Here is a 21735-nt window from a genome sequence, read left to right on the forward strand (position 1 = left end):
GTCGGGTGGTCTACAGGCCCAGGAAGTGCACGCCGCCGTCGACGAAGACCATGGACCCGGTGGTGGCCGGGAACCAGTCGGACAGCAGGCCGCAGACGGACTGCGCGACCGGGGTCGGGTCGTCGACGTCCCAGCCGAGGGGGGCGCGGTCGGCCCACATCGACTCGAGCTCGGGGAAGCCGGGGATGGACTTGGCGGCCATGGTGCGGACCGGGCCCGCCGAGATGAGGTTGACGCGGACGCCGTGCTCGCCGAGGTCGCGGGCGAGGTAGCGGTTGATCGACTCGAACGCGGCCTTGGCCGGGCCCATCCAGTTGTAGGCGGGCCACACCTGGCGGGCGTCGAAGTCGAGGCCGACGATCGAGCTGCCCCTGGTCAGCAGCGGCAGCGCGGCACCGGCCAGCGCCTTGTACGAGTACGCGGACACGTGCATCGCCGTGGCCACGTCCTCCCACGGCGCGTCCATGAACGGCGCGCCGAGGCAGCTCGGCGGCGCGTAGCCGATGGCGTGCACGAGCCCGTCGAGGCCGTCGACGTGCTCGCGCACGCGGTCGGCCAGCGTGTCGAGGTGCTCCTGGTTCTGCACGTCGAGCTCCACGACCGGCGCGGGCTCGGGCAGCCGCTTCGCGATCCGCTCGACCAGGCTCATCCGGCCGAACCCGGTCAGCACGACCTTGGCGCCCTGCTCCTGCGCGACCTTGGCGACGTGGAAGGCGATCGACGCGTCGGTGATGACACCGGTGATGAGCAGTCGCTTGCCTTCGAGCAGTCCCGTCACTTACTTCCTCCGTTGGTCGTTTCGAGAGTCAAGGTCAGTGGCCCATGCCGAGGCCGCCGTCGACCGGGATGACCGCGCCGGTGATGTACCCGGCCGCGTCCGACGCGAGGAACGCCACGGTCGCGGCGATCTCCTCGGGCGTGGCGAAGCGGCCCGCGGGCACCTGGCCGAGGATCTGCTTCTTGCGGTCGTCGGTGAGCTTGTCGGTCATGTCGGTGGTGACGAAGCCGGGCGCGACGACGTTCGCGGTGATGTTGCGCGACCCCAGCTCGCGGGCGATCGACCGGGCCATGCCGACGAGACCGGCCTTGCTGGCCGCGTAGTTGACCTGGCCGGCGCTGCCGAGCAGGCCGACGACCGAGGAGATGAGCACGATGCGGCCGTAGCGCTTGCGCAGCATCCCCTTGGACGCGCGCTGCACGACCCGGAACGCGCCGGTCAGGTTGGCGTCGAGCACGCGCTCGAACTGGTCGTCGCTCATCCGCAGGAGCAGCGTGTCGTCGGTGATGCCCGCGTTCGCCACGAGCACCTCGACCGGCCCCTGGTGCGCCTCGATCTCGGCCAGCGCCGCGGCCACCTCGTCGCCGTTCGTCACGTCGCACTTGACGCCGAACAGGCCCTCGGGGGCGCCGGAGCCGCGGTGTGTCACGGCGACCTTGTCACCCTGTGCTGCGAACGCCTGCGCGATCGCCAGGCCGATACCCCTGTTGCCGCCGGTGACCAGAACGGACCTCGACACGGTTCTCCCATCGCTGCTGGTTGATGGCCGCGAGGCTATCCGTTACCCCCGAGTACCCCGGCATCGGCGGACCCGGATCACAATCGTCCGGGTGAGCGAACTATCCGATCGGTTGGCCGCCGAGGTCTCCGGCGACGTGCTGACCGACCCGACGTCCCGCGCCGTCTACTCGACCGACGCGTCGAACTTCCGGCACGTGCCCGCCGTCGTGGTCCGGCCGCGGACGCTCGACGACGTGCTGGCGACCGTCGCCCTGGCGGTCGAGCACGGCGTGCCGATCACGAACCGGGGCGCCGGCACGAGCATCGCGGGCAACTCGGCGGGCCCCGGCGTGGTGCTCGACTTCGCCCGGTACCTCGACCGGGTCGTGGAGGTCGATCCCGACCGGCGGCTGGCCGTGGTGCAGCCGGGTGCGGTGCTCGACCGGCTGAACGCGGCCGCGGCCCCGCACGGCCTGCTGTTCGGCCCGGACCCGTCGACGCACTCGAGGTGCACGCTCGGCGGGATGATCGGCAACAACGCGTGCGGCGCGCACTCGGTGGCGTGGGGCAAGACCGGCGAGAACGTCGAGGCGCTCGACGTGCTGCTGCCCGACGGGACCCGGTTCGACACCCGGACACCGCCCGCGCTGGGGCTCCCGGAGGTCGACCCGGCGTGGTTCCCGGCGCTGGGCCGCCGGGTGTCCGGGTACGCGCTGGACGCCCTGCCGGACCTCACCCGCGCGCTGGTCGGCACCGAGGGCACGTGCGTGACCGTGCTGGGCGCGACGGTGAAGCTGGTCGAGGCGCCGCGGCGGCGGGTGCTGGCCGTGCTGGGCTTCGCGGACACCTACGACGCCGCCGACAACGTGATGGCGCTGCGCGAGCACGACGTGCTGGCGCTGGAGGGCATCGACGCGGGCATGGTCGCCGTGGTGCGGCAGCGGACCCCGGACTCCCCCGCGCTCGCCCTGCTGCCGCCCGGCGTGAGCTGGCTGTTCGTGGAGTGCCGCGACGAGGGGACCGCGCAGCGGGTGGCGTCGATCGCGCCGAGCTCGGTCGTGGTGACCTCGCCCGCCCGGCAGCGGCTGCTGTGGCGGATCCGCGAGGACGGCGCGGGACTGGCGACGCGGACGGTCGACGGCACCGAGGCGTGGTCGGGCTGGGAGGACGCCGCCGTGCCGCCGGAACGGCTGGGCGCCTACCTGCGGGAGTTCGACGCCCTGCTGGCCGGGCACGGGCGGCGCGGGCTGACCTACGGGCACTACGGCGAGGGCTGCGTGCACGTGCGGATCGACTTCGACCTCGCGTCGGGCTACCGGGCGTTCCTGGAGGACGCGGCGGACCTCGTGGTGGCGCACGGCGGGTCGATCTCCGGCGAGCACGGCGACGGCCAGGCCCGGTCCGAGCTGCTGCCGCGGATGTACCCGCCCGCCGCGATCGAGGCGTTCGGGAGGTTCAAGGCCGCGTTCGACCCCGGCAACCTGATGAACCCCGGCCGGATCGTCGACCCGCTGCCGCTGGACGCCGACCTGCGCGTGCTCGTGGCACCGGCCCGCATCCCGACCCGCACGGCGTTGGCGCTGCACGCCGACGGCGGCGACTTCGCGAGCGCGACCCGGCGCTGCGTCGGCGTCGGGAAGTGCCTCAACACCAGCGGCGGCGTGATGTGCCCGAGCTACCGGGCGACCGGGGAGGAGCAGCACTCGACGCGCGGCCGGGCGCGGCTGCTGTTCGAGATGCTCAACGGGGAGGTCGTGCGCGACGGCTGGCGGTCCACCGAGGTGCGCGACGCGCTGGACCTGTGCCTGGGCTGCAAGGGGTGCAAGCGGGACTGCCCGGTCGACGTGGACATGGCGACCTACAAGGCGGAGTTCCTGCACCAGCACTACAAGGGCCGCAGGAGGCCGGTCGCGCACTACTCGATGGGCTGGCTGCCGCTGTGGTTGCGGCTGGGGCTGGTGAACCGGCTGACGTCGCGGTTCCCCCGGCTCGCCGGGCTCGCGTCCGAACGCCGGATGCCCACCGTGGCGAAGCGGTCGTTCCGGGCGACGTTCCGCCGGGTGAAGTCCTCCGGGCCCGAGGTGCTGCTGTTCACCGACACGTTCACCAACCACTTCGAGCCGTCGATCGGGCACGACGCCGCGGCCGTGCTGACCCACCTCGGCGAGTCGGTGCGGATCCCGAACCGGACCGTCTGCTGTGGACTGACGCTGATGTCCACGGGCCAGCTCGGCTTGGCGCGCAAGGTGTTGCGCCGCACTGCCCGGATCCTGCGGCGGTACACGGGGGCCGGGGTGCCGGTCGTCGGGCTGGAGCCGTCGTGCACGGCGTTCCTGCGGTCGGACGCGCTGGAGCTGGCGGGCGACGACCCGCACGTCGCCGCGCTGGCCGCGGCGACGCGGACGTTCGCCGAGCACGTGGAGCCGTCGCTGGAGGGCGTGGCGGGCACCGGGAAGGCGATCGTGCAGACGCACTGCCACCAGTACGCCGAGCTCGGCTTCGACGCCGACCGGGCCCTGCTGGCCAAGGCGGGCGTGACCGCGGAGGTGCTGGACGCCGGGTGCTGCGGGCTGGCGGGCAACTTCGGGTTCGAGCGCGGCCACTACGAGGTGTCGATGGCCGTCGCGGAACAGGCGCTGCTGCCCGCCGTGCGCGCCGCCGACGCGGACACCGCCGTGGTCGCGGACGGGTTCAGCTGCCGCACCCAGGTCCGCGAGGGCTCGGACGCCGAACCCGTGCACTCGGCGACCGTCCTGGCCAGGGCTTTGGGTCTGCGCGACTGAGCGGTGAACCGGCCCGTCCGGGCGCTGGTTCACCCCGAGGTCGAGTCCACTAAGGACTCGCTTCCTCCAGCGTCGACTCCTTCGACGTCTCCCTCATGGTGCCGTACACGACCAGCGAGACGAGGACGCATCCCGAGACGTACCAGTAGAACCACGACTCGTGGCCCGCCGACTTCAGCCCCAGCGCCACGTACTCCGCCGTGCCGCCGAAGATCGCGACCGTGAGCGCGTAGGGCAGCCCGACACCGAGCGCCCGGATCCGCGTCGGGAACAGCTCGGCCTTCACGATGGCGTTGATCGAGGTGTACCCCGTCACGACCACCAGACCCGCCAGCATCAGCAGGAACGCGGGCACCGCCTCGCTGGTCGACGCCAGCGCCGTCAGCAGCGGCACCGTGCCCAGCGTCCCCAGCACACCGAACGCCAGCAGCAGCGGCCGCCGCCCGATCCGGTCCGAGAACGCCCCCGCGACCGGCTGGATCACCACGAACACCAGCAGCGCCAGGAAGTTGATCCAGCTGACCGTCGCCGCGTCGATCCCACTCGTGTTGATCATGAACTTCTGCAGGTAGGTCGTGTACGTGTAGAACGCCACCGTCCCGCCGAGGGTCAGCCCGACGACAAGCAGGCACTCCTTGGGGTACTGGAGCAACGCCCGCAGCGACCCCCGCGACTCCGACGTCCTGCCCTCCCGCCGGAAGCTCTCCGACTCGTCCATCCCGCGCCGCAGGTACATCACGATGATCGCCCCCGTGGCGCCGACCACGAACGCGATCCGCCAGCCCCACGACTGCATCTCGTGCTTGGCCAGGACCTGCTGGAGCACGATCTGCACCCCCAGCGCCAGCAGCTGGCCCGCGGTCAGCGTCACGTACTGGAAGCTCGAGTAGAACCCCCGCCTGCCCTTCGACGCCACCTCCGACAGGTAGGTCGCCGACGTCGAGTACTCCCCGCCGACCGACAGCCCTTGCAGCAGCCGGGCCGTCACCAGCAGGATCGGCGCCGCGACCCCGATCGTCGCGAAGGACGGCGTCAACGCGATCATCAACGACCCCAGCGCCATCAACGACACCGACAGCGTCAACGCCGCCCGCCGCCCGTGCCGGTCCGCGTACCGCCCGAGCAGCCACCCGCCCAGCGGCCGCATCAGGAACCCGACCGCGAACACCGCCGCGGTGTTGAGGAGCTGCGCGGTCTGGTCCCCCTTGGGGAAGAACGCCGCCGCGAAGTAGATGCTGAACGCCGTGTAGGCGTACCAGTCGTACCACTCGATCAGGTTCCCGATGGATCCGCGCAGCACGTTCGCGACGACCCGCCGCTCCACCACGCCCGTCCCGGTACCGGCCTCCACTGCCATGGTCGCCCTCCTAGTGTGATCACCCACACCATGCGGTGGCGGGCGAGGCGCGACAAGGAGGCCGGGGAAGTCCTTACCTCGCCTTAGGGCGATGGCCCCGCGGCAAGATCGACCACCGCCACCAGGCGTTTCCCCCGTCCGCGTCCGGCGATCCCGAAGTGCTGTCGGCCCGGACCGCAGCGGTCGGGGGTGGCTCGTCTCCGGCGGGGGTGAACTCGCTACGTTCTTCCCGGTGCGAATCCTCTTCTCCAGCCTCGGTGCCCACGGACACACCTACCCGCTCCTCCCGCTCGTGATCGCCGCCCGCGAGGTGGGCCACGAGGTCTCCTTCGTGACCACGGCCCGGTTCGCGAGCGCGCTGACCGGGAACGGCGTCGACCACGTGGTGGGCGGCATGGACATGCTCGCGGCGTTCGAACAGGCCAAGGCGGGTCCCGCCGACCGGAGGAAGCCCGACTTCCGGCCGGAGCGGGTCTCCAAGGTGTTCGGGTCGATCCTGCCGCGCAGCTACGCCGCGGACCTGGCGCCGGTGATCGTCGACCGCAAACCCGACCTGGTCGTGCACGAGGTGGCCAACCCCGGCGCCGGCCTGGCCGCGAGGGCCGCCGGCGTGCCGGCGGTGTGCCACTCGTTCGGCCGGATGTGGCGGCCCACCGGCCCCATCGAGACCCTGCGCGCGAACCTGGCCGAGGTCGCCGCGGAGCTCGGCGTCGACATGCCCGACGGCGACCCCACGACGCTCGGCAACCCCTACCTCGACATCTGCCCGCCCTCGGTGCAGGACCCGGACTTCCCGCGCTGGCCCACCACGGTCGTCCCGCTGCGGCCGGTGCCGTTCTCCGAGCCGGGCGAGCTGCCGTCGTGGGTGGTCGAACGCCGCAAACCGCTGGTGTACCTGACGTTGGGCACGGCGTTCGGCAACACGACCGTGCTGCGCACCGCCCTCGACGGCCTCGCCGCGCTGGACGCCAGCGTGCTCGTCGCCACCGGCCCGAGCGTCCCGGCGGGCTCGCTGGGCGAGGTGCCGGACAACGTGGTCGTGCGCCCGTGGGTGCCGCACGCCGACCTCCTGCCGCACGTGGACCTCGTGGTGCACCACGGCGGGGCGGGCATGACGATGAGCACGTTCGCCACGGGCGTGCCGCACCTGGTCCTGCCGCAGGGCGCCGACCAGTTCAGCAACGCCGACGTCGTGACCGCCGCGGGCCTCGGCGACCAGGTGCTCGCCGCCGACCTCGCCGTCGAGGTGGTCACGGCCAAGGCGCACCGCCTGCTCACCGACGAGGCCGTGCTCGCCGCCGCCAGGGCGATGGCCGACGAGGTCGCGGCCATGCCGTCCCCCCAGGACGTGGCCCGCGAGCTCTCCCAGTACACCTGACGACCACCGCCCGACCGCGCTCCGGGACCACCGGGGTCGCGGTCGGGCGGAACGTCCACTGAGGACGGTCAGCCCGTCAGCGAGGCGAACATGCCGGGTTCGTAGGAGCCCGCGGGGTTGCGGACGATGACGTTCATCCGGTTGGCGGCGTTGATGAGGGCGACGAGGCAGACGAGGGCGGCGGTCTGGTCGTCGTCGTAGTGCTCGCGCACCAGGGCCCACGTCTCGTCGGACACGCCGTGGTGGGTGTCGGCGAGCCGGGTGCCCTCCTCGACGAGGGCGAGGGCGGCGCGTTCGGCGTCGGTGAAGACGGTGGCGTCGCGCCAGGCGGCGACCAGGTGGAGGCGGGTCGGGGTCTCGCCCGCCGCGGTGGCGTCCTTGGTGTGCATGTCGGTGCAGAAGCCGCAGCCGTTGATCTGGCTGGCCCGCAGCGAGACGAGCTCCTGGATCGACTTCGGCAGCGGTGACTGGTCGAGCAGCTGGGCGGCGGCCACGAAGCGCTTGGCGAACCTGGTGGCGAACTCGTTGCGGAACATGTCGAAGCGGGCATCCATGGTGCGTCCTCACTCGTGGTGTCCTACTGGGCGGACACAAGACGACCGAGCGCATGTCCCGGTGACAGCGAGGTCGTGTGACGAGCGCCATGGTCGACGGGTGTCACACGACGGCCGGGGCCGGCGTCCGATGGGCGACGCGAGAGGGAGGAGCCGACCGATGCCGGACGAGAGCACCGCGGCGTTCGTCGCCCACCGGAACCTGTTGTTCACGGTCGCCTACGAGATGCTGGGCTCGGCCGCGGACGCGGAGGACGTGCTGCAGGAGACCTGGTTGCGCTGGGTGGGGGTGGACCTCGGGGAGGTGCGGGACCGGCGGGCGTACCTGGTGCGGATCACGACGCGGCAGGCGCTCGACCGGTTGCGGACGCTGGGGCGGCGCAAGGAGTCCTACGTCGGGCAGTGGTTGCCGGAGCCGGTGCTGACGGCACCGGACGTGGCCGAGGACGTGGAGCTGGCCGAGAGCGTCTCGATGGCGATGCTGCTGGTGCTGGAGACGCTGGGACCCACCGAGCGGGCGGTGTTCGTGCTGCGCGAGGTGTTCGGCCTGGAGTACGACGAGATCGCCGAGGCCGTCGACAAGAACGCCGCCGCCGTGCGCCAGATCGCCCACCGGGCACGGGCGCACGTGGCGGCACGCCGACCGCGCGCGCTCGTGTCCCAGGAGGAGACGCGGGAGGCGTTCGAGGCGTTCCGGCGGGCGACCGAGACGGGCGACCTCCAGCGCCTGCTGGACGTCCTAGCCCCGGACGTGGTCTTCCTCGGTGACGGCGGCGGCGTCAAGCAGGCCGTCCTGCGCCCCGTGCTCGGGGCCGACCGGGTCGCCCGCCTGCTGGCCGTCGGACTCGGCACGATCACCGCCCGGTCGATGACCCTGAGCCCCGCCGAGGTCAACGGCCACCCGGCACTGGTCCTGCGGCAGGACGGCGAGATCGACACGGTGCTGGCGGTCCGCGTCGACAACGGCCTGGTCTCCGGCCTCTACGCCGTCCGCAACCCGGCGAAGCTGTCGCACATGGGCCGGGCGACCGCCCTACGCCGCTGAGCCGGGCACCGACTCCCAGAAGCGGGTCAGCGCCTTCGCGGCCAGGTCCGGGTCCTGGACCATCCACCAGTGCCCCAGCCCCTCCAGCACCTCGACGGAGGCGCCCGCCGCGGCGGCGGCCTCCCAGCGCTGGACGTCGGTGCCCGCGGTGTTGTCCGCGGTGGCGACGACGGCCAGGCCGGGGCGGTGGGCGGCGAGGCGGGGGGAGCGGGTCGGGCGGGTGGTGGAGCGGTGGTGGGCGAGGACGGCCCGGCCCATCGCCGGGTTCTGGTGCGGGGCGATGCGCGCGGCCACGTCGGCGGGGACGCCGCGGGTGACCAGGAACGCGGTGCGGTCGGCGACGGTGCCGCCGAACCGCCTGGCCACGTCGACCTCCCCGACGCCCGGCGTCCGCCACAGCCGGGCGAGGTAGTGCCACCGGTAGTCGGGGTGGAAGACGCCGACGGCGTCGCTGACCCAGCTGCGCAGCAGGTCGGGACGGGTCATGGCGACGCGGACCACGTGGCTGCCGCCGAGGTCGTGGCCGACCAGGTCGACGGGCTCGCCGAACGCCTCCAGCTCGGCGACCAGCCAGTCGTGGTACTCGTCGGCGGTGGCGCCGAAACCGGGCGGCAGCGGGGAGCCGAAACCGGGTGGGGACAGGCGGGTGACGTCGTCGCGTCCGAGTGCGGCGAGCAGCGGTTCCCAGACGGCGGCGGTCGCGGGGTTGCCGTGCACGAACACCGGCATGGTCACGCCCCCATCGGCACCGTGGGCTGCAGGACGCCCTCGACGAGCGCCTCGGTGCGCAGGTGCGCGACGGCCTGGTAGGCCGGGTCGCGGACCATGTCGACGAACGCCGAGCGGCTGGGGTAGCGCACGAGCACGACCATGTCCCAGGCCTGCCCCTCCCGCGCCACCAGCGCGCGGGCGCCCTCGCCCAGGTACTGGATCTCCAGGCCGTACTTGGCGGAGACGCCGTCGCCCAGCGCGTCGACGTACTCCTGGTAGCGCTCGCGTCCGCCGTCGGGCCGGAAGCGCAGCAGGTTGAGCATGACCACGGGGCCGCCCGGATCCTCGGCGAGCAGCAGGTCCAGGTCGTGGTCGGCGATCTCGGTCATGAGGACTCCTCGGTGTCGGGTCCGCCAAGACTCACATACTTGCCATCTATCACGCAAGTTAGTTTCGCCCTAGACTGCCGATCATGGCTCGACTCACCCAGCGGGAACGCCGCGACCGGACGGAGACCGCGCTCGTCGCGGCTGCTGCGGAACTGGTGGTCGAGTCCGGGCTGAGGTCGATGACGCTCGCCCGCGTCGGTGAGCGCGCCGGCTACAGCCGGGGGATCGTCAACCACCACTTCGGTACCAAGCAGGCGCTGCTGGAGGCGCTCGCCCACGCCACGCAGAGCGGGTTCGTGCCGGGGGTCGACCGGTTCGAGCCGGGTCTGGACCGGCTGCTGGCCGTGGTCGAGGGGTACGTGGGCGCGCTCGGCGACATCTCCGTGATCAGCAGGGCGTTCCTGCTGCTGTGGGCCGAGTCGTCCACGACACCGGAGCTGACCGACCTCTTCCGGGCGCGTGACGAGGGGTTCCGCAGCAGGCTGCGCGCGGACGTCGAGGCGGGGATCGCCGAGGGCCGCGTGCGCCCCGACGTGGCGTCCGACGACGTCGCCGTGACGATCCTGGGCCAGCTGCGCGGCATCGGCCTGCAACGCGTGCTCGCACCCGACGTGGTCGACACCGAACGGCTGCGCCACGTCGTCGCCGACCAGTGGCGCCGCGCGCTCAGCCGCTGAGGTCCACGCCCGGCGACAACTCCCCCACGCGTCGTCTCCGCGACCGGTCCGTCCACCGACGTCGTCCACGGCGAGGACATCCAGGTCCGCGCGGTCGGCAGCAGGTGGTGCGCGGACTGATCGATCCACTGCGGGCGCCGAGGGCTCACGGCGTCGGTCGGGGAGGCCCGACGGGTGGCCGCGCCAAGGTGCCGCGTCCCACGCGCGTCCCAGGGCGGGCGCGTCCCCGCAGGTCGGAGGCCTGAGAACGTCCCATCGTCCCGCGGCGGCCTCCGCGGGGCGACCATCCGGGTGACCGCTGCCAACCTGGTGCCCGGCCGGGCCTCCCGGCCTCCGCACCAGGAGGGTCCGCATGGGAACGACAGCACTCCGGCGCGGGCACGTGCCCGCCGCGTCGGGAACGCCGCGGCCGACCCCGTGCGCACCCCTGGTGTCGCGGTCCGCGGGCGCGCCCCCTGGCAGCCGCCGGTCAAGGAGCGGGTGGTCGACTCCCGGCGCCGCGCGAACGCCGGCCCGAACACGCGGTCCGCGCTTGTCGCCCGGTCCGGCCGCCGCTCCCAGCCCTCCGGGTTCGCGCTCGACTCCGCGGAGCACACCGACGGCGGCCGCGCGCCCGTGACCGAGGACGTCCGCGACGGCGCACGGGCCCACCTCGACCACCTGGCCAACCGGTAGCCCTCTCCGAGGGGCCGCCGGTGCGCCCGGTGTCGTGGGCGTGCGCATGCTCCCCGCACAGCACGCCCACGACACCGACGTTGGACTCCCCGACCGAAAGGACAAGGACGACGATGACCTCCTCCTCCCCCACCCCGAACCGCCGTGCGGTGCTGCGCGGCGCGCTGGCCGCGGGCGCGGGTGTCGTGCTCGGACCGCTGCTGTTCTCCGGGGTCGCGCAGGCGTACTCGTGGACCCGGACGCTGACCCAGGGCGCCACCGGCGCCGACGTGACCGAGCTGCAGATCAGGGTCGCGGGCTGGGCGGCGTCGAGCGCGAGCCACAGCCGGGTGGCGATCGACGGCGAGTTCGGCGCGGGCACGCTCGCCGCGGTCAAGCGGTTCCAGTCCGCCTACGGCCTCACCGCCGACGGCAGCGTCGGGCCGTCCACGCAGGCGAAGCTGAACTCCCTGGAGCAGTCGGACGGGTCGACGCTGCACTTCAACTGGAGCGAGTTCACCGACCGGGTGAGCGGCACGTTCTCCGGCGGCAAGCTGAGCGCGGCCTCCACCAAGGAGAACGCCCGCCGCACGATGTACAAGCTCGAGGCGCTGCGCAAGAAGCTGGGCGACAAGGCGATCACGGTCAACTCGGGCTTCCGCAGCATCGCGCACAACGCCGACGTCGGCGGCGCGACCGACAGCATGCACCTCTACGGCACCGCGGCGGACCTGAACGTGCCCGGCGTGGCGAACCGCACGGTCTACCAGAAGGCCGAGACCTGCGGGTTCTCCGGCCTGGAGACCTACACCGTCGACCACCAGCACGTCGACAGCCGGGCGGACCTCGGCCGCGCGTGGTGGTGGGAGGACGGCACCGTCTGACCCACCGGGACCAGGGGCCGGGGACCGCCGCTGTGGTCCCCGGCCTCAGCCCGGTACCGCGGCGGCCTCGCAGGACGGCCAGTCGTGGAAGTCGTGCCGGGCGCTCCACAACCGGTGCGCCGCCTCGATGTTCCACGCCGGGTCCAGCGCGCGCCGGGGCGTGCCGTCGAGGTCGCGCAGGCGGGCGTCGGAGATCTGGAAGACGCCCCAGTTGCGGCTGCCGTTGGTGTTGGGCAGCACCCACTGCGGGTCCAGGAACGACGCGCAGCGGGCGATGGCGACCGCGACGTCGGGCCGTTCGACGAACACCTCGCGGATCCGGCCCTCCACCTCGGCGGGCGACCACGTCGCCATGTCCACGCCCTGCGCGTAGAGCGCGTTCTTGGTGGGGGTGTCGACCGAACCGGTGGGTGGCAGGCCCGCGAGCACCTGGAAAGCGGTTACCCGGCGCAGGGTCTCGGGTCCGAACGCACCGTCGACGGTGATCCGCCCCCTCGCCCTCAGCAGCAGGGCCTGGAGCTCGCGCACGCACTCGTCGTTGCGCCCCATGGCCACCGCGGAGCACCCCGGCGCGAACAGCGGTCTGCCGGCGTCGACCTCCGGCGCGGCCGCGCTCCCGCCGCTCGACCAGACCAGGCCGCCGACCAGGAGCAGCCCCAGCACGACGGCCGCGTAGCGGAAGGCGGGCACCGCGCGCGGACCGGGCGGTCCTGGCACGACCGGGGGCTCCTCGGGTTCGGGCACCGGTGGCGCGGACCTGCTCGCGTCGGCCAGCGCCCACAGCCGGTGGACCTCCCGCAGCTCCGCGGCGGTGGCGCCGCAGACCTTCGCGAACGTGTGCACCACCCGGTAGTCCGCCGGGACGCTCAGCCCCGAGCAGTACCGGTGCAGCGTCGACCCGCTGACGCCCGCGAGCTTGCCCAACCTGCTGAACCCCGCGCCGTTGCGCTCCTTCAGCATCCGCAGGTGGCGGGCGAACTTGTCGGCCTCCGGTGAGGCGACCACGATCCACCACCCTTGGCCGGGCCGCTGATGACCTGACCGAAGCTAGCACCGGACCCGTGGAGCACAAGACGGGATCCCGAAACCTCGCGCGAGCGCCGCGCACGCGGGACGTCCAGACCGGACGGTCTCCCCCGACCCGCGCGAACGGGCCGGGGGACGGCGGTCAGCGGGTGAGCGCCGCCTCGATCTTGGCGACCATCGCGTCCTCGGCACCGACCACGCGGCCGTCCGCCTCGGCCACCTCGCGGCAGATCTCGACGACCGCGGCGGGGAACGCGTCGACCTCCTCGGGGGCCTTCGCGGCGAGGATCGCCACGGACTCCCGCAGCGCCGAGAGCACCCCGTTCTCCACATCGGACACCGTGCCCGCGGGCAGCGTCGGCTGGCCCGCCCTGAGCAGCTCGCGCAGGTCGGGTGACAGGAGGTCCACCGCCTTGGCACCCGCGTAGCTCTCCTTGTCGAGCGCGCCCGGATCGGCCGTCGACACCAGCACCATCGCGCCGAACACCGCGGTGCGGAACGTCCGGGCTTCCTCGTCCGTGTAAGCAGTCATGCGACCAGCCTAGGCACGACACCGCCGCGCGGTCGTCAAGCGGCGGTCCGAGCGCGTCGCCGGTACTCCCCGCGATCGGGTGGGAACCGCCTGTTATCGTCCCTAGTGGACATATGGTGCGCCGCGGATCCCTTGTCACCCAATGGGGTTACTTCCGGCGCGCGACACATCTCGGGGGAAACACCATGGCATTGCGCGACCGCGTTGCGGACCTCGTGGACGGCAAGCGGTTCCAGCGGGTGATCATCGGCGTCATCGTGGTGAACGCGATCGCGCTCGGCTGCGAGACGTCCCCGCGGCTCGTCGCGGCGCACGGCGACCTGCTGACGGCGGTGGACCACGTCGCGCTGGGCATCTTCGTCGCCGAGCTGGTCGCCCGCCTCTACGCCCACCGCCTGCGGTTCTTCCGCGACCCGTGGAACTGCTTCGACTTCCTGGTCGTCGGCATCTCGCTGATGCCCGCGGGCGGGACGCTGTCCGTCGTCCGCTCGCTGCGGATCCTGCGGGCGCTGCGCCTGGTCGCGATGGTGCCGAGCATGCGCCGCGTCGTGGCCGCGCTGGTGAAGTCGATCCCCGGCCTGGTGTCGCTGTCCGGCCTGCTCATGCTGCTGCTCTACGTCGGCGGCGTGGTCGCCAGCAACCTGTTCCAGCGCAGCGGCGACCCCCGCTTCGCCGACCTGGGCGCGACCGTGCTCACGCTGTTCCAGATCACCACCGGCGACGGCTGGTCGGACGTGATGCGCGACCTCATGCCCGCCCAGCCGCTGGCCTGGATCTTCTTCGTCTGCTACCTGCTGGTCGGCACGTTCACGATGCTCAACCTGTTCATCGCCGTCGTGTGCAGCGCCATGGAGTCCGAGATCCAGGCCCAGCCGGCGGCCGTGCCCGCACCGCGTCCGGCGCCGGACAACAGCCTGGTCGTGCTGGAGGAGCTGCGCGCCCTGCGCGAGGAGGTCAGGGCGCTGCGCTCCGAGCGGCTGGAGTCCGCCGACAGCTGAGGTCTCAGCCCATCTCCTCCACGCGCCTGCTCAGGAACCGGCGTTCGGCGTCGCTGGTCGCCAAGGCGAGGGCCTCGCGGTAGGCGGTCGCCGCCTCGGCCCTGCGGTCCAGGCGGCGCAGCAGGTCGGCGCGGGTCGCGGGCAGCAGGTGGTAGTCGGTGAGCTGCCCGGTGTCCGCCAACGCCTCCACCAGTTCGAGCCCGGCCGCCGGGCCCTGGGCCATCGCGACCGCGACCGCCCGGTTCAGCTCGACGACCGGCGACCGGACGAACCTGGTCAGGCTCCCGTACAGGGCGGCGATCTGGTCCCAGTCGGTGTCGTCGGCCTGCACCGCGGAGGCGTGGCAGGCGGCGATGGCGGCCTGGACCTGGTACGGGCCGGGTTCGCGGCGGCGCATCGCCGCGTCCAGCAGCGCCAGGCCCTCGTCGACCTCGCCGCGGTCCCACCGGGTGCGGTCCTGCTCGGCGAGCACGACCAGGTCACCCGCCGCGTCGGTCCTGGTGGCGCGGCGGGCGTCGTGCAGGAGCAGCAGGGCCAGCAGGCCGAGCACCTCCGGCTCGTCGGGCATCAGGTGGGCCAGGACGCGGGTGACCCTGATGGCCTCCGCGCACAGCTCGTGCCGCGCCTGCCCCGAGTAGCCCTCGTTGAACAGCAGGTACAGCGTCGCCAGCACACCCTGGACGCGGTCGGGCAGCACGTGCGCGGGCGGGACGCGGTACGGGATGCCCGCGTTGCGGATCTTGCGCTTGGCCCGCACCAGCCGCTGCGCCATCGTCGCCTCCGGCACCAGGAACGCCCGCGCGATCTCGACCGTGGTCAGCCCGACGAGCGTCCGCAGCGTCAGCGCCACCTGCGCCTCCAGCGCGAGCGCGGGGTGGCAGCAGGTGAAGATCAGCCGCAGCCGGTCGTCCGGCACACCGCTCGGGTCGTCCTCCTCGGGTCCCGGCGCCACGACCGCCACCTCCCGCAGCTTCACGGCCTCGTTCGCCTTGCGCCGCAACCGGTCCAGCGCCCGGTTGCGCGCGGTCGTCGTCAACCACGCGCCGGGGCGGCGCGGGACGCCCTCGCTCGGCCACCGTTCCAGTGCCGTCGCGAAGGCGTCCTGCGCGCACTCCTCGGCGAGGTCCCAGTCGCCGGTCATCCGGATGAGCGTGGCCACCACGTGGCCCCACTCGTCCCGGAAGACCTCCGCGACCGCGTCCTGGCTCAGTCCTCCCAGAGCGGCCTCACCTCAACGGTCCCGAACTTCGCCACTGGGTGCGCCGCCGCGATCTCCAGCGCCTCGTCCAGGTCACCGGCCTCGATCAGGTCGAACCCCGCGATCTGCTCCTTCGTCTCCGCGAACGGCCCGTCCGACACCACCACCTCACCCCCGCGCACCCGCACCGTCGTGGCATCCGCCACCGGCCGCAACTGCGACCCGTCCAACCGCCGCGCCCCCGCCTTGTCCAGCCACGGCTCGATCGGGTCCACCTCGTCGACCTGAGCGGACTCGTCGGCGCAGATCAGCAGCATGTAGCGCATGGTCTTCCCTCCACATCACCATCGGTTTACGACCACCCGACGAACGGGGACGACCCACATCGACAGGGGCGGGAAACTTTTTTTCCCGCGGGATTCGGACACGGCCGGACCGGGGCTCCCCGACGGCCGTCGGCGCAGGCGGAGCCGCTGGTCATTCCCGGCGCAACGACTCCATGAGTCTTCGGGCGACCTCGACCAGCTTGGTGTTCGTGGTCTGCGACTCGTCCACGAGCTGCTGGAACGCCGCGTCGGCCTCGATCCCGTGCACGGCCATCAACGCCCCCTTGGCCTGGTCGATCTCGGCGCGGGACACGAGGGCCTTGGTGAGGTTGGTGATGATCTGGCGGGACCGCGACGAGCGGCGGGCGGCGGTGATGGCGCCGGAGGCGGCGGTGGTGAACAGCCTGAGCAGGGCCTCGTCGTAGGGGTCGAAGGCCTCGTCGGTGTAGCCGTAGACGTTGAGCGAGCCGAGCACGTCGTCGCCGACGGCGAGCGGGGCGGAGAGGTAGGCGCGGACGCCCGCCTCCTCGGCGGTGTCGGCGAACTTGGGCCAGCGCTGCCTGGCCTCGCCGACGGCCACGCGCACCGGGGTGAGGGTGCGGGCGGCCTCGAGGCAGGGCCCTTCGCCGGAGGCGTACTGGTCGGCGTCAATCCGGATGACGTCCTCGCTGGTGGAGGCGGCCGTGCTCGCGTGCTCGCCGTCGACGATGGTGATGGTCACCGCTCCGGCGTCCGCGATGACCCGCACCGCGGCCTCCGCCAGTCCCTGCAGGGCGTCCTGGATGGGCTCCTCGGAGGCCAGCACGCCCTGGAGGTCCTCCAGGGCTGCGCTCGCCTCGTCGAGTCGGGCAGCCGACTCCACCTCGTTGATGCTCACCAGCATTGTGTACACCCCGGAGGCGATACTGGCCCAGACGCGACGGGAGGTGTGTTGGTGCGTGTACTCCTCGTGGAGGACGACGACGGGGTGGCGGCCGCCCTCGTCGAGGCGCTCGGCGCGAACGGGCACGAGCCGGGGCGGGTGGGGCGGGGCGCGGACGCGTTGACGGCGCACCGCGACTTCGACCTCCTGCTGCTGGACCTGGGGCTGCCCGACGAGGACGGGCTGGAGGTGCTGCGCAAGATCCGGCGGATGGCCGACGTGCCGATCGTGGTGCTGACGGCGCGCGGTGACGAGCGGACGATCGTGCGCGCGTTGCGCCTGGGCGCCGACGACTACCTGGTCAAACCGGTGCGGCTGGCCGAGCTGCTGGCCAGGATGGACGCCGTGCGGCGGCGCAGCGCCCACGCCGCGCCGGGAGACCGGGTCGTGCGGACCGGTGACGTGGAGATCGACCTGGACGCCCGGCGGGTGCTGGTGGGCGGGCGGGAGGTGGCGTTGACCACCAAGGAGTTCGAGGTGCTGGCGGTGCTGGCCACCAGGCCGGGCACGGCGGTCAGCAGGCAGCAGCTCATGGACGAGGTGTGGGGTGACGCCTACCTCGCGGTGTCGCGGACCCTGGACGTGCACCTCACGGCGCTGCGGGCCAAGCTCGACCGGCCCGGTGTGGTGACCACGATCCGCGGTTTCGGCTACCGGCTGGCGACCGGGGAGTAGGGATGCGCCGCCGCCTGCTCGTCGTGCTCCTGCTGTTCTCCGCCACGGCCGTCACCGCGTTCGCGCTGCCGCTGCTGTCGAGCACGGCGGCCGAGCGCACCCAGCGGTTCGTGATCAGCCGCACGTCGGACGTCGACCGGTTCGCAGCGCTGGCGACCGGCGACCGGTCCGCGCTGGTCGCCGAGATCTCCGCCTACACCGCCGTGTACGACGAGCCGGTGCTGGTCGTCGACGGGCAGCGGCGGGTCGTCGCGCGGTCGGGCGAGCTGGACCCGGCGGACCCCGCGCTGGCGGCCGCGCTCGACGCCGCCCTGCGCAACCAGCCCGCGGCGCCCGTCCCCACCGTCCGCCCGTGGTCGACCGACCCCGTGGTGTTCGCCCGGCCGGTCGGCACCGGGACCGGCGTGGCGGGTGTGGTGGTGCTGCGCGCGTCCACCGAACGGGCCGCCGCCGACGTCGCGGTCGGCTGGGTGTGGGTGCTCGCGGGCGCGCTGGCCGCCGCGCTGGCGTGCGTGCTGCTGGCGCAGGTCGTGGCGCGGTGGCTGCTGCGCCCGTTGGCGGAGCTGGAGGGCGGGGTGCGGGCCGTCGCTTCCGGGCAGCAGCGGGCGCACGTGCCGAGCGGCAGCGGCCCGCGGGAGCTGCGGGCGCTGTCGGAGTCGTTCAACCGCATGTCCGACGCCGTGGCCGAGGCGGCCGACCAGCAGCGCAGGCTGATCGCCGACACCTCGCACCAGCTGCGCAACCCGTTGGCGGCACTGCGGTTGCGGATGGACACGCTGTCCGCGCGGGTCGGTCCCGACGGCACCTACGGGGCCGCGGTGGCCGAGGTCGAACGGCTGGAGTCCCTTTTGGACGGTCTGCTCGCGTTGGCGACGGCGGAGAGCACGGCGACCGAGGTCGCGGCGGGCGGTCGTGAACCGGCGTTGGCCGACCTCGGCGCGGTCGTGTCGGACCGGGCGGACTTCTGGGCGGCCGAGGCGGACGTGCCGACCGGGCTCGCGATCCTGGTGCGCTGCCCCGAGTCCGACCTCGCCCAGGTGCTGGACGTGCTGCTGGACAACGCCGCCAAGCACGGCGCGGGCGGGCGCGTGACGATGGGCGCCGACCGCGCGGCGGGCACCGCCTGGGTCGAGGTCGCCGACGACGGCCCCGGCCTCCCGCCCGCCGACCTCGCTCTGGCCACGACCCGGTTCTGGCGCGGCGGCACCGACACCCGCGGCACCGGCCTCGGCCTGGCGATCGCCGACCGGCTCGCCACCGCGCGCGGCGGCAGCCTGGACCTGTCCACCGCGCACCCGCACGGCCTGCGCGTCCGCCTCACCCTGCCGCTGGAGCCGCCGTTGTGAAGCGCCGCGCGTTCCTCCTCGGCGCCGTGGCGCTGACCGCCTGCGGCACCGGCACGCCCTCCGGCGACCTGACCATCGCGGCGGGCGAGCAGGGCGGCCTGTACCTGGACTTCGCCACGCTCCTCGCGGCCGCACTGGGCCCGGCCCTGCGCACGACCCCGAAGGCCACCGCGGGCAGCCTGGAGAACCTGTCGCTGCTGCGCGACCGCCAGGCGGACCTGGCCCTCACGCTGGCCGACACCGCCATCGGCGCGGACCTGCGGGCTCTGGGCCGCGTCTACGAGAACTACTTCCAGCTGGTCGTCCGCTCCGACGACCCGGCGACCGCCGTCCACGACCTCGCGGGCCGCGCGCTGTCCCTCGGCGCGCGCGGCGCGGGTGCCACCGTGTTCGGCGAACGGCTGGTCACCGCCGCCGCGCTCGGCGACCGCGTGGACCACCTGCCGCTCGCCGCGGCCGCGCAGGCGTTGGCGGACCGCCGGATCGACGCGTTCCTGTGGTCCGGCGGCCTGCCCACCCCGACGCTGTCCGCGCTGGACGAGGAGGTCCCGATCCGCCTGCTGCCGCTGGCCGACGTGCTCACCTCGCTGCGCGACCGCTACGGCCGCGTCTACGAGCCGGTCTCCGTCCCGGCGGGCGTCTACCGCTCCACCGCCGACATCCCCACGGTCGGCGTGGCCAACCTGCTCGTGTGCCGCCCCGACCTGCCCGACGACATCGCGGGCGCGGTCACCCGCGTCCTCGTCGGACGGGCCGCGGACCTCGTGCCGGACCAGGCGCTGGGCACCCAGTTCCTCGACGTCCGCAGCCTGATCGGCACCACCGACGTCCCCCTGCACCCCGGTGCCGCGGCGGCCTACCGCGACCTGCACGGCTGACCGGCCGCCCCACCGGGGACGCCGTCAGGGCAGGCGTTGACCGAAGACCAGCGCGGCCGCGGCGGCGAGCATGGCCAGGACGGTGCCCAGCACCAGCCACGGTTTGCTCGCGTCGGCCTGCTTCTTCTCGTAGCCGATCTGCTCACCGAGCGTGTCGTACACCCGGCGCAGCTCCTCGGCGCTGGCGGCCTTGAAGAACTCGCCGCCGGAGAGCTTGGCGATCTCCTTCATCGAGTCGTCGTCCACCGGCACGTCCTGGCGGCGGCCCTCGATCTCGACCACGCCCTCCTCCGTGCCGAAGGAGATCGTGGAGATCGGGATCCCGGCGGTCTTGGCGTCCTCGGCGGCATCGAACGCCTTGCGGGTGCCGACCGTCTCCTTGCCGTCGGTCATCAGCACGATGCGGGCGGGCGGCGGGCCGTCCGCGCCACCGACGACTTTGCCGAACGAGTCGATGGCGGCCATGGCGGCGACGATCGCGTCACCGGTGGCCGTGGACTGGGCGAGCTTCAGGTCGCCGATGCTCTGGCTGACCGCGTCGCGGTCGGTGGTCGGCGCGACCAGCACCGTGGCGGACCCGGCGAACGAGATGAGGCCGAGGTTGATGCCGGGGGTGAGGCCCTCGGCGAACGACTTCGCGGCGGCCTGCGCGGCCTCCAGCCTGCTGGGCTTGATGTCGGTGGCCTTCATGGACAGCGACACGTCGATCACCAGCATCACGGTCGCCCGGTTGCGCGGCACCTTCTGCTCGGCGGTCGGCCCGGCCAGCGCGACGGTCAGCAGCAGGAACGCCACCAGCAGGAACGCCGCGGGCACGTGCCGGTACCAGCCCTCGCGCTTCGGGGCGACCCGCTCCAGCAGCTCCAGGTTGGCGAACCTGAGCATCCGCCTGCGCCGCATCCGCTGCAGCACCACGTAGATCACGGCCAACGCGGCGACCGCGATCGCCAGCAGGAACCACCACGGAGTCGCGAACGCCCCCAAGCTGAGCCCGAACATCAGGCGACTCCTCCAGACCAGCGGCGTTTGCGGGCGACGACGAAGCGGACGACGTCGGCGATCCAGTCCGAGTCGGTGCGCAGCACCAGGTGGCCGGCACCGGCCTGGCGCAGCCCGGCGGCCACGTCCGCGCGGTGCTCGGCGGCGGCCGCGGCGAACTCCCGCCGCAGCAGCGGGGACGCGGTCACCTCGCGCTGCCGGCCGGACTCCGGGTCGGCCAGCACGACCGTGCCGACGTCGGGCAGGTCGATGTCGCGGGGGTCGACGATCTCGATCGCGACCAGGTCGTGCCGGGCGGACAGGGCGCGCAGCGGGCGCTGCCAGCCGGTGTCGCCGAGGAAGTCGGAGATCACCACGACCAGGCCGCGGCGGCGCGGCGGGCGGCGCAGCTGCTCGACCACACCGGCCAGGTCGCCCCTGGTGCCCTCGGGGGCGCGCGGGGTCTCGGCGACGCGGCGGATCAGGCCGCGGGAGTGGGCGAGCCCGCCCCGTGCGGGCACGCGGACCAGCGCGTCGCCGGTCGACACCAGGGCGCCGATCCGGTTGCCGCCGCCCCTGGTGAGGTGGGCGACGGCGGCCGTGGCGGCGATGGCCAGGTCGCGCTTCTCGCACACGGCGGTGCCGAAGTCGAGGCTCGGCGACAGGTCGACGGCCAGCCACGTCTCCAGCTCGCGGTCGGCGACGGTCTCGCGGATGTGCGGCACGGTCGTGCGGGCGGTGACCGCCCAGTCCATCCGGCGCACGTCGTCACCGGGCTGGTAGGTGCGGGCCTCGCCGGGTTCCGAACCCGGTCCGGGGACCAGTCCCAGGTGGTTGCCCTGGAGCAGCCCGTCGAGCCTGCGGCGCACTTCGAGTTCGAGGGTGCGCAGGGCGGCCTCCATGCGGCCGCCGTGCATCACCGGCGG

23 protein-coding genes are annotated in these 21735 nt (G+C 73.3%); 10 read left to right on the forward strand and 13 right to left on the reverse strand.

Going from position 1 to position 21735, the window contains the following annotated elements:
• Nucleotides 1-10 precede the first annotated feature (10 nt).
• Together fabI and fabG are read right to left on the reverse strand one after the other, a co-directional pair.
• Nucleotides 11-778, reverse strand: a complete 768-nt coding sequence (gene fabI, locus CLV43_RS30250; RefSeq protein ID WP_106191258.1) for an enoyl-ACP reductase FabI — start codon at nt 776-778, stop codon at nt 11-13.
• A 34-nt stretch (nt 779-812) separates the two neighbouring features.
• On the reverse strand, nt 813-1517 hold the full coding sequence (gene fabG / locus CLV43_RS30255) for a 3-oxoacyl-[acyl-carrier-protein] reductase (protein ID WP_106191260.1): 705 nt from the start codon (nt 1515-1517) through the stop codon (nt 813-815).
• 91 nt (nt 1518-1608) lie between these two features.
• Here fabG and CLV43_RS30260 point away from each other — a divergent pair, with 91 nt between their 5' ends.
• Nucleotides 1609-4281 (forward strand): FAD-binding and (Fe-S)-binding domain-containing protein, encoded by a 2673-nt coding sequence (locus tag CLV43_RS30260; protein ID WP_106191261.1) that lies wholly within the window; start codon nt 1609-1611, stop codon nt 4279-4281.
• 49 nt (nt 4282-4330) lie between these two features.
• Here the strand turns inward: CLV43_RS30260 and CLV43_RS30265 are convergent, their stop codons facing one another.
• Nucleotides 4331-5638, reverse strand: coding sequence for an MFS transporter (locus tag CLV43_RS30265; protein ID WP_106191263.1), 1308 nt, complete (start codon nt 5636-5638; stop codon nt 4331-4333).
• Between the two features lie 232 nt (nt 5639-5870).
• Here CLV43_RS30265 and CLV43_RS30270 point away from each other — a divergent pair, with 232 nt between their 5' ends.
• Nucleotides 5871-7016, forward strand: a complete 1146-nt coding sequence (locus tag CLV43_RS30270; protein ID WP_106191264.1) for a glycosyltransferase — start codon at nt 5871-5873, stop codon at nt 7014-7016.
• Nucleotides 7017-7084: 68 nt separating this feature from the next.
• Here CLV43_RS30270 and CLV43_RS30275 read toward each other — a convergent pair whose 3' ends face one another.
• Nucleotides 7085-7570, reverse strand: coding sequence for a carboxymuconolactone decarboxylase family protein (locus tag CLV43_RS30275; RefSeq protein WP_106191266.1), 486 nt, complete (start codon nt 7568-7570; stop codon nt 7085-7087).
• A gap of 160 nt (nt 7571-7730) precedes the next feature.
• Here CLV43_RS30275 and CLV43_RS30280 point away from each other — a divergent pair, with 160 nt between their 5' ends.
• Complete coding sequence (locus CLV43_RS30280) at nt 7731-8615, forward strand: RNA polymerase sigma-70 factor (RefSeq protein ID WP_211304615.1); 885 nt, start codon at nt 7731-7733, stop codon at nt 8613-8615.
• Here the strand turns inward: CLV43_RS30280 and CLV43_RS30285 are convergent.
• Both CLV43_RS30285 and CLV43_RS30290 read right to left on the reverse strand, forming a co-directional pair.
• A complete protein-coding gene (locus CLV43_RS30285) occupies nt 8604-9344 on the reverse strand; it encodes an alpha/beta fold hydrolase (RefSeq protein ID WP_106191445.1) in 741 nt (246 codons plus the stop codon). The two genes, CLV43_RS30280 and CLV43_RS30285, sit on opposite strands and share 12 nt — an antisense overlap.
• 2 nt (nt 9345-9346) lie before the next feature.
• Entirely contained in the window at nt 9347-9715 is a 369-nt protein-coding gene (locus tag CLV43_RS30290; RefSeq protein WP_106191269.1) for a DUF1330 domain-containing protein, read from the reverse strand.
• 83 nt (nt 9716-9798) lie between these two features.
• Here CLV43_RS30290 and CLV43_RS30295 point away from each other — a divergent pair, with 83 nt between their 5' ends.
• From CLV43_RS30295 to CLV43_RS30305, 3 genes are all read left to right on the forward strand, one after another.
• Nucleotides 9799-10392 (forward strand): TetR/AcrR family transcriptional regulator, encoded by a 594-nt coding sequence (locus CLV43_RS30295; protein WP_106191271.1) that lies wholly within the window; start codon nt 9799-9801, stop codon nt 10390-10392.
• Between the two features lie 291 nt (nt 10393-10683).
• Nucleotides 10684-11067 (forward strand): hypothetical protein, encoded by a 384-nt coding sequence (locus CLV43_RS30300; RefSeq protein ID WP_146174963.1) that lies wholly within the window; start codon nt 10684-10686, stop codon nt 11065-11067.
• A 113-nt stretch (nt 11068-11180) separates the two neighbouring features.
• A complete protein-coding gene (locus CLV43_RS30305; RefSeq protein WP_106191274.1) occupies nt 11181-11930 on the forward strand; it encodes a D-Ala-D-Ala carboxypeptidase family metallohydrolase in 750 nt (249 codons plus the stop codon).
• 45 nt (nt 11931-11975) lie between these two features.
• Here the strand turns inward: CLV43_RS30305 and CLV43_RS30310 are convergent, their stop codons facing one another.
• Together CLV43_RS30310 and CLV43_RS30315 are read right to left on the reverse strand one after the other, a co-directional pair.
• Nucleotides 11976-12935 carry a helix-turn-helix domain-containing protein gene (locus tag CLV43_RS30310; RefSeq protein ID WP_106191276.1) on the reverse strand — a complete coding sequence of 320 codons (960 nt, stop codon included), beginning with the start codon at nt 12933-12935 and terminating at the stop codon, nt 11976-11978.
• Nucleotides 12936-13098: 163 nt separating this feature from the next.
• Nucleotides 13099-13488: a hypothetical protein gene (locus CLV43_RS30315; protein WP_106191277.1), complete on the reverse strand. Its 390-nt coding sequence runs from the start codon at nt 13486-13488 to the stop codon at nt 13099-13101.
• Nucleotides 13489-13673: 185 nt separating this feature from the next.
• Here CLV43_RS30315 and CLV43_RS30320 point away from each other — a divergent pair, with 185 nt between their 5' ends.
• Nucleotides 13674-14486: an ion transporter gene (locus CLV43_RS30320; protein ID WP_106191279.1), complete on the forward strand. Its 813-nt coding sequence runs from the start codon at nt 13674-13676 to the stop codon at nt 14484-14486.
• Between the two features lie 4 nt (nt 14487-14490).
• On the opposite strand, the gene CLV43_RS30325 is transcribed toward CLV43_RS30320, so the two are convergent.
• The 3 genes from CLV43_RS30325 to CLV43_RS30335 form a co-directional block, all read right to left on the reverse strand.
• Nucleotides 14491-15696, reverse strand: a complete 1206-nt coding sequence (locus CLV43_RS30325) for an RNA polymerase sigma factor (protein ID WP_106191281.1) — start codon at nt 15694-15696, stop codon at nt 14491-14493.
• The gene (locus CLV43_RS30330) at nt 15693-16010 is read right to left on the reverse strand and encodes a YciI family protein (protein WP_106191283.1); all 318 of its coding nucleotides are present in this window, start codon (nt 16008-16010) and stop codon (nt 15693-15695) included. The genes CLV43_RS30325 and CLV43_RS30330 overlap by 4 nt, the downstream gene beginning before the upstream one ends.
• A gap of 151 nt (nt 16011-16161) precedes the next feature.
• Complete coding sequence (locus tag CLV43_RS30335; RefSeq protein ID WP_106191284.1) at nt 16162-16893, reverse strand: ANTAR domain-containing response regulator; 732 nt, start codon at nt 16891-16893, stop codon at nt 16162-16164.
• A 51-nt stretch (nt 16894-16944) separates the two neighbouring features.
• On the opposite strand from CLV43_RS30335, the gene CLV43_RS30340 reads away from it, so the two are divergent.
• The 3 genes from CLV43_RS30340 to CLV43_RS30350 are packed head-to-tail and all read left to right on the forward strand — an operon-like array spanning nt 16945 to nt 19831.
• The gene (locus CLV43_RS30340) at nt 16945-17607 is read left to right on the forward strand and encodes a response regulator transcription factor (protein WP_170156072.1); all 663 of its coding nucleotides are present in this window, start codon (nt 16945-16947) and stop codon (nt 17605-17607) included.
• A gap of 2 nt (nt 17608-17609) precedes the next feature.
• Complete coding sequence (locus CLV43_RS30345) at nt 17610-18953, forward strand: sensor histidine kinase (RefSeq protein WP_106191287.1); 1344 nt, start codon at nt 17610-17612, stop codon at nt 18951-18953.
• Entirely contained in the window at nt 18950-19831 is an 882-nt protein-coding gene (locus CLV43_RS30350; RefSeq protein ID WP_106191289.1) for a TAXI family TRAP transporter solute-binding subunit, read from the forward strand. The genes CLV43_RS30345 and CLV43_RS30350 overlap by 4 nt, the downstream gene beginning before the upstream one ends.
• 24 nt (nt 19832-19855) lie before the next feature.
• Here the strand turns inward: CLV43_RS30350 and CLV43_RS30355 are convergent, their stop codons facing one another.
• A complete protein-coding gene (locus tag CLV43_RS30355) occupies nt 19856-20830 on the reverse strand; it encodes a VWA domain-containing protein (RefSeq protein WP_106191291.1) in 975 nt (324 codons plus the stop codon).
• Nucleotides 20830-21726: a DUF58 domain-containing protein gene (locus CLV43_RS30360; RefSeq protein WP_106191447.1), complete on the reverse strand. Its 897-nt coding sequence runs from the start codon at nt 21724-21726 to the stop codon at nt 20830-20832. Before CLV43_RS30360 ends, CLV43_RS30355 begins: the two co-directional genes overlap by 1 nt.
• Nucleotides 21727-21735: the final 9 nt, after the last annotated feature.

Source organism: Umezawaea tangerina (assembly GCF_003002815.1).
Taxonomy (GTDB): domain Bacteria; phylum Actinomycetota; class Actinomycetes; order Mycobacteriales; family Pseudonocardiaceae; genus Umezawaea; species Umezawaea tangerina.

What these genes read in the sequence shown, in the direction of transcription:
- CLV43_RS30355 (WP_106191291.1), bottom strand. Translation starts at nt 20,830, where the DNA reads ATGTTCGGGCTCAGCTTGGGGGCGTTCGCGACTCCGTGGTGGTTCCTG.
- CLV43_RS30265 (WP_106191263.1), bottom strand. Translation starts at nt 5,638, where the DNA reads ATGGCAGTGGAGGCCGGTACCGGGACGGGCGTGGTGGAGCGGCGGGTC.
- CLV43_RS30280 (WP_211304615.1), top strand. Translation starts at nt 7,731, where the DNA reads ATGCCGGACGAGAGCACCGCGGCGTTCGTCGCCCACCGGAACCTGTTG.
- CLV43_RS30305 (WP_106191274.1), top strand. Translation starts at nt 11,181, where the DNA reads ATGACCTCCTCCTCCCCCACCCCGAACCGCCGTGCGGTGCTGCGCGGC.
- CLV43_RS30290 (WP_106191269.1), bottom strand. Translation starts at nt 9,715, where the DNA reads ATGACCGAGATCGCCGACCACGACCTGGACCTGCTGCTCGCCGAGGAT.
- CLV43_RS30295 (WP_106191271.1), top strand. Translation starts at nt 9,799, where the DNA reads ATGGCTCGACTCACCCAGCGGGAACGCCGCGACCGGACGGAGACCGCG.
- CLV43_RS30275 (WP_106191266.1), bottom strand. Translation starts at nt 7,570, where the DNA reads ATGGATGCCCGCTTCGACATGTTCCGCAACGAGTTCGCCACCAGGTTC.
- CLV43_RS30360 (WP_106191447.1), bottom strand. Translation starts at nt 21,726, where the DNA reads ATGCACGGCGGCCGCATGGAGGCCGCCCTGCGCACCCTCGAACTCGAA.
- CLV43_RS30285 (WP_106191445.1), bottom strand. Translation starts at nt 9,344, where the DNA reads ATGCCGGTGTTCGTGCACGGCAACCCCGCGACCGCCGCCGTCTGGGAA.
- CLV43_RS30335 (WP_106191284.1), bottom strand. Translation starts at nt 16,893, where the DNA reads ATGCTGGTGAGCATCAACGAGGTGGAGTCGGCTGCCCGACTCGACGAG.
- CLV43_RS30320 (WP_106191279.1), top strand. Translation starts at nt 13,674, where the DNA reads ATGGCATTGCGCGACCGCGTTGCGGACCTCGTGGACGGCAAGCGGTTC.
- CLV43_RS30345 (WP_106191287.1), top strand. Translation starts at nt 17,610, where the DNA reads ATGCGCCGCCGCCTGCTCGTCGTGCTCCTGCTGTTCTCCGCCACGGCC.
- CLV43_RS30315 (WP_106191277.1), bottom strand. Translation starts at nt 13,488, where the DNA reads ATGACTGCTTACACGGACGAGGAAGCCCGGACGTTCCGCACCGCGGTG.
- CLV43_RS30330 (WP_106191283.1), bottom strand. Translation starts at nt 16,010, where the DNA reads ATGCGCTACATGCTGCTGATCTGCGCCGACGAGTCCGCTCAGGTCGAC.